This window comes from Microbacterium sp. 67-17 (assembly GCF_001898325.1).
Lineage (GTDB): Bacteria > Actinomycetota > Actinomycetes > Actinomycetales > Microbacteriaceae > Microbacterium > Microbacterium schleiferi.
The window spans coordinates 55,998-61,997 of the sequence record NZ_MKTR01000025.1; the positions used below are offsets into that span (position 1 = coordinate 55,998).

The 6,000-nt window shown below is 71.9% G+C and carries 4 protein-coding genes; 1 reads left to right on the forward strand and 3 read right to left on the reverse strand.

The features are described 5' to 3' along the window. Positions 1–59 precede the first annotated feature (59 nt). Positions 60–1,187 carry a site-specific integrase gene (locus BGO47_RS12095; protein ID WP_195691679.1) on the reverse strand — a complete coding sequence of 376 codons (1,128 nt, stop codon included), beginning with the start codon at positions 1,185–1,187 and terminating at the stop codon, positions 60–62. A 9-nt stretch (positions 1,188–1,196) separates the two neighbouring features. Continuing rightward, positions 1,197–1,409, reverse strand: a complete 213-nt coding sequence (locus BGO47_RS12100; RefSeq protein WP_195691678.1) for a MerR family transcriptional regulator — start codon at positions 1,407–1,409, stop codon at positions 1,197–1,199. Between the two features lie 120 nt (positions 1,410–1,529). Here BGO47_RS12100 and BGO47_RS12105 point away from each other — a divergent pair, with 120 nt between their 5' ends. Next, complete coding sequence (locus BGO47_RS12105; protein WP_195691677.1) at positions 1,530–2,231, forward strand: hypothetical protein; 702 nt, start codon at positions 1,530–1,532, stop codon at positions 2,229–2,231. A 40-nt stretch (positions 2,232–2,271) separates the two neighbouring features. Here BGO47_RS12105 and mobF read toward each other — a convergent pair whose 3' ends face one another. Further along, positions 2,272–5,691 (reverse strand): MobF family relaxase, encoded by a 3,420-nt coding sequence (gene mobF / locus BGO47_RS12110; RefSeq protein WP_228178104.1) that lies wholly within the window; start codon positions 5,689–5,691, stop codon positions 2,272–2,274. Positions 5,692–6,000: the final 309 nt, after the last annotated feature.

The window sequence follows — 6,000 nt, forward strand, 5'->3', positions numbered from 1 at the left end:
AAGAAGACCCCCGGTCAGCCGGGGGTTTTCTTGTTCCTGCCGAAAGGCTCGAACGGGCGCTATGCCGCTTTTGGCAACAGATTGGCAACATCTGATTGCATGGCCGCGAGGTTCAGCGCCGTGGCAACACCGTCCAGGTCGTCATCGAACAGGTCGGCGTACACGTCGAGGGTCACCGCGGCCGAGGCGTGCCCGAGCATCCGCTGGACGGCCTTCACGTTCGCGCCGGCGCTGACGGCGAGCGAGGCAGCGGTGTGCCGCAGCTCGTGCGGGGTGAGGCCCTTGATCCCGACCGCCTCGGCCGCGGTGTCGAACCAGCCGACCCGGTAGACGTGGTTGCGAAGCCAGGTGCCGGTGCGGATGCCGTAGAACACCGGGGCGTAGGCCGGGCGCCCGGCGATCTGCGCGCGGAGCAGCCCGACGAGGAACGCCGGGATCGGGATACTGCGGTGCTCGTAGTCCTTCGGCGGCTCGATGCGCTGGTAGCCCTTGTCGGCCACGACGGTCTGCTCGACGGTGAGGCGCGGGTGCTTCGCGTCGAGGTCGAGGTCACGGATGCGGAGCCCGGACAGCTCGCCCCAGCGCAGGCCGCAGTAGGCGAGCACGAGGACGACGAGGCCGTAGCCGTACTCGCGCCCATCCTTCATCTCGTCAATGGCCTGGGCGAGCGCGGCGACCTGATTGTGGGACAGATACCGCTTGCGGGACTTGGTGGGCTTGGGGAGTTTGAGCCGGGCGGCGGGGTTGGACGGCAGGCGCTCGTCCTCGACCGCGAATCGGAGCGAACCGGAGAGGACGTTGACGATCTTGCGGACGGTCGCCGGGGCACCGGGGAGGGCCGAGGCCCACTCCTGCACCCGCAGGCGGGTGAGGTCGCCGATCGGGATCTTCCCCAACTCGGGGACGATGTGCTTGGCGATGATGTTCTCGACCCGGCTGCGGGTCGTCGCCCGGAGGTCGCCGCGGGCGGCGATCCAGGTCTGGAGCCATTCGGCCACGGTCACCCGCGCACGCGACGGGTCGAGGTAGCGGCCCTGGGCGATGTCGACCTCCGTGGTCGCCAGGAACAGCTCGGCGGCCTTCTTGGTGGTGAAGCCGCGCTTCTGCGTCTGCTTCTTGTCCGGGCGTCGGTAGAGCGCCCGGTAGCGACGGCCCTTGGCCGTGTCGTAGGACTCGATGCTTCCCATGACTGGCTCCTACTGCTCCAGCCCCGCGAGGCGCTGCACGTCGATGCGGCGGTAGACGCGCTTGTGCCGGGTGAGCCGAATCGGCTCCACCGGGGCCTGGCCCTCCAGGGCGAGGGTGCGCAGGGTCGTGCGGTGGATGCCGAGCAGCGCCGCTGTCTCCTCCTCGGAGTAGAACAGGCGCTCGGGCTCCCGAGCGTCGAGGGGCGATGCGCTCTGACCCATCACGGCCTCCTTCGCATCTACGATCACAGCCGCGATTGCTGCTGTCGTCTTAGATTAGACCACAACACGCCAATCACAGCAAGAGTTTTAGTTGCTCGTGTCGCTCGGTACACTCGGGATGTGACCGCAGCCCCGCGCAGACCCGGCGATCAGTCCTATGACGGCCTGATCGTCTCGGCCGACCTGCCGGACGGCTGGCATCTGCCGAGCCGGTTCCCCGGCGAGCGCGACGACGACGCCAGCGCGCAGATCGACGCGATCCTGGGCTACAACGATCAGGTGACGACCGAGGCCGACCGGCAGGCGCAGCTCGACTCGGAGCAGAACGAGACGATCGACGGCCGCTGGCGCTACATCGAGCACACAGCCACGGCGACCCGCGTGTTCATCCGGCTCCAGCGCCAGCAGTTCGCCGTGCCCGAGGAGGTGCGCATCACCGGCGTCGTCTACCTCCCGTGGCGGCCGGGCGATCCCGTGTCCAGCCAAGACCTCCGCACCCTGCCGACCGCGCGCATCGAGGCGGCGATCAACGAGCGCCTGTTCGCCATGAAGCGCACGGTGACCATCACCGGCGGGAAGATCGTGCTGCCCTCCGGCCGGAAGATCAGCGAGCGGGATCTGCTCAAGCCGCTCGGGAACCCGAAGCGCACGCCCGACTTCTACGAGCTGGTCGCCCTCCAGTACGGCAAGCTCTCGGCGCAGGGGGACGCGGCGCCTGCTGTCACGATGGCGAAGATCAACGGCGTCGCCCACGCCACCGCGCAGGGCTGGCTCGTGCGCACCCGCTCGCGCGGACTGCTCCCGCCGGGCCGCCGCGGGTAGTCGTCGGGGGAGCGGCGCGCACTTGCCCCCGAGCGCGTCGCTACAGGCTCGGCCCGAAGTCGGGTCCGCTGCTCGGGCTCGGACGGTGCTGGTCGCGGGTGAAGTCGTGCAGCTCTGCGGCACGCCGCGCCAGGGCCTCGGCTGCGACGCGCTCGGCCTCGGCTCGGGCCTCGACCTGGGCTGCGGCCTCGGCGACCGGCAGGGCTTCCAGCTCCGCGAGCTGGCGTCGCAGCGCCTCGGCCTGCTGCTGGGCGCTCTCGGCCTGGCGGCGCGGGCTGCCGGTGCTGTACGGCTTGCTGAACAGCCGCGTGTGCAGCATGGCCCGCTGCCGCTCCTGCCGGTCCCCGGCACGGCGCTGCTCCTGCCGGGCCTGCGCGTGCGTGCGCATGGCGTCGGCCAGCCGCGGGTCGGCCTCGGCCTGTTGCTCGGCCGCCGCCTGCGCCCACGCCGGCGCCTGCTCCGGCGTACGCGGGATCGAGCCCCACCGCTGCCGGGTCAGGTGCTCGGCCTCGTGGCGCTGGCGCTCGGCCTCGGTCAGCGCCCGGTCGGCGCTCCGACGCCTCAGCGCCCCGGCACGGCTCCTGGCGGCGATCGCCGTCTCGTGGCGCTCCCTGACCGCGAGGACCGCGGCGGCGTCCGTGCCGGCCTGCTCGACCAGCGGCGGGACGGCCTCGGCCCGTGCCGCCTCGACCTGCTGGGCGGCGGCCTCGACCTCGGCCAGCAGCGCCTCGGCCTCGACGCGGTGCGCGGCCGACTGGCGCTCCATCGCCTCGGCCGCCTCCGCCCACCGTGCCGCCTGGCGCTCGGCCTGCTCGATGCTCTGCCGCAGTCGGGTGCGCTCGGCGTTCACGACGCGCACCGGCCCGTCCGCGACGATGCCCGCGACGGCGGCCTGCGCCCGCTCGGTGGCCTCGCGCAGTCCGCGGTCGGCGCGGTCCCGCTCGAGCGCGGCCTGGAACTGCTCGCGCGCGTCCCCGAGGTCCGCGGCGACGACGTGCAGCCTGTTCTCCTCCTGCCCGCGGGTGAGGCCGACGTAGACGCCGGCCGCGTCGAGCGCGTCCGACAGGACGGTGTGCGACGCGGGGGCAGTCATGCCCTGGACGCCGTAGGCGGTCGCGGCGTAGGCCAGGTGCGCGTGCTCGGCGACGTACTCGGCGGGCAGATGCACGGTGCGCTGCTGCTTCCGCTGGCTCGCGGCGTCCCGCACCCACAGGCTGCCGTCGCCGCTGACGTGCTGGACGATCCAGGTCTGCCGGTTCGCCACGCCCATCTCCGAGTCGTTGCGGCGGGTCTGGATGAGGTCGCCGGCGCCGATGCTCAGGCCGTCCGCGCCGTCGATGGTGCGGGCGTCGTCGACCGCGCCCGCGCGCACCCGGTCCTCTCGGATCAGAGTGTTCAGTTCGCGCGCCTCGTCGTTGGTCGCCGCGGTGATCGCGGCTCCGTCGATCCGCTCGGCGGCGACCGCGGCGCGCAGCGCCTCGGTGTCCTCGTGGAGCCGCACGAGTCCGAGCGCGTGGAGCCGGTCGAACAACTCGGCCGGGTCGCGGCCGGTCCGCAGGGCGAGGGTGAGCTGCGCGTAGTCGGGGTCCGCGAAGCGGTGCAGGCTCGTCAGCGAGTAGACGCGGGGGACGAGCGCGGCCGCGATGTCGAGCACCCCGCCGCGCCCCACGGCGGGGAGCTGCGCCCGGTCCCCGACGAGTGCGAGCGTCGCGCCGGCCTCGTCCGCGACGGTCAGCAGGGCGAGGGCGGTGTCCTGGTCGAGCATCCCCGCCTCGTCCACCACAACCCGCTCGGCGGCGGCCAGTCGGTTCTCCTTCGCCGGGCCGCGGTAGGTCGCGCCCGTCACCGGGTCCGTGTCGCCCACGGCCAGCCGGGTCCAGACACCATCGGCGTTCCACCGGAACCCGTGGTCGTAGACGAGTGCCGCTACCGAGTCGGTCGGCACGCCCAGCTCGGCGGCGGCGACGTCGGCGGCCTTCTTCGTCGGGGTCACCACCCGCACCGAACGACCCTCCTGTCCGGCGGCGCGGATCGCAGCACCGAGCATGGTCGTCTTGCCCGCGCCCGCCGCGCCCTCGACCACGACGAGCGGCCGGGTGGAGGCGAGCGCGGCGGCGGCGCGCGCCTGGTCCGCATCCAGCCCCGGCTCCTGCACGCGCGGGGTTGCGCCGTGCACCGGCCGGGTGGCGCGTGCAGCCAGTCGGTCGCGCAGCTCCGTCTCGACGGCCACTACGTGCAGCGTCGTGAGGTGCGCAACATGCTCCAGCCGTGGCGCATCCGGCGGCAGGATCGAGAGGCAGTCGTCCGCCGCGAGCCGGGTCGTGATGGTGATGAACTCGCGCAGCTCCTCGCGGGTGGCGCGCACACCGGCCTCGGTGACGATGTGCGCCACCTGCTCCTGCACGTCATGCACGGTCCATGCGGATGCAGCAGCCGCGCAGCGGTCGAGCGCACGGGAGGCGACCTGTTGCACGGCCAGCTCGTCCAGCGTGCGCAGGGGTTGCACGGTGGCGCGCGGCAGGTCCGGGGTGTAGCCAGCCTCCTGCAACTCGCGCAACCAGCCGGCCTCGGAGCCGAGCACGCTGGGCTTCTTGCTCGGCCGCTCATGATCCCACGCCTTCGCGTGCAACCTGGCGCGCACCACCGGCCCCGTCTCCTGGCCGGGATGCGCGGCCTCCCACTCGGCCTCGAACTTGGCGAGGTTGCGCGCCACCTGCTGCCCGCGCTTGGACATGACCGCTTTCCACGGCACCAGCTCCGCGACCTCCCCGGTCACTGGGTCAAGGGTGAGACCGTGCGCGTCGAGCACCGCGGCGAGCTGCGGGTGCGCGGCGATGACCGCCGTGCCGAGGGCGCGGATCGCGCCCTGCTGCCGGAACAGCGCCGCGGTGTAGAGCCCGCGCCAGCGACCGGCCGCCCACACGCGCGTCCCGATCTGGAAGTGGATATGCCGGTGCGGGTCGCCCGCACGGGAGGTCTTGTGCGACACGGCCACGGTTTCGAGCTGCTCGATCGGCACGACCTCCTGCTTCCCGCGCGCGCCGACGCGGGTGACCGAGTGCTGGCCGAGCCAGGACCGGATCTCCGCAACCGCGTCCCGCTGGGCGGCGTCCAGGGCCTCGGACACCTCCGGGTGCAGGCCGGCGGCGACCGACAGGGACTTCGGGACGTTCACGACCATCTCCATGAACCGGGGCGACCCCCGGCCACCCTCGCCCCGCAGCCGGGGTCGGCCCATCGACTCCCCGGTGAGCGGGTTGATCCAGCCAACCCACTGGCGGTACTCCTCGGCGGTCAGCCCGAGCTCGCCGATCACTCGGCCCTCGGCGTCGACCGCCGTGAACTCGGCCAGGGCGGTCCCCGCCTCCAGGTAATACTCGTCCGCCCGCGCGCGGTCGGACTCCAGATAGCGCAGGGCATCCGAGCCTGTGCCCCGGAACGGGATCACGCCACCTTTCATGCCTTCGCCTCCTACCTAAGATAACAGCTACCATATCAGGTAGGATACGTCCATTCTTGTGAAGAAGTCAGAAATGAGCGAGTCCGGGGTCCGGTTGGCGGATCAGCGAACGTCAGAGGGTCAAGAGTTGGGGAGAGTGGACAGTGGTGAGGATCTCAGAGAGATGTGCCTGCATGCGGTGATAACTGCTGGGCCGCGACCTAGGTGTAGCGACCCGGGACGTTGTGTGCGTCGCGGGTAGGTGAAGACCTCCGGGACGATGTGGGTATCTGACAACTCGCATCGGTGACCGGAGGTCTTCGTGGTTCA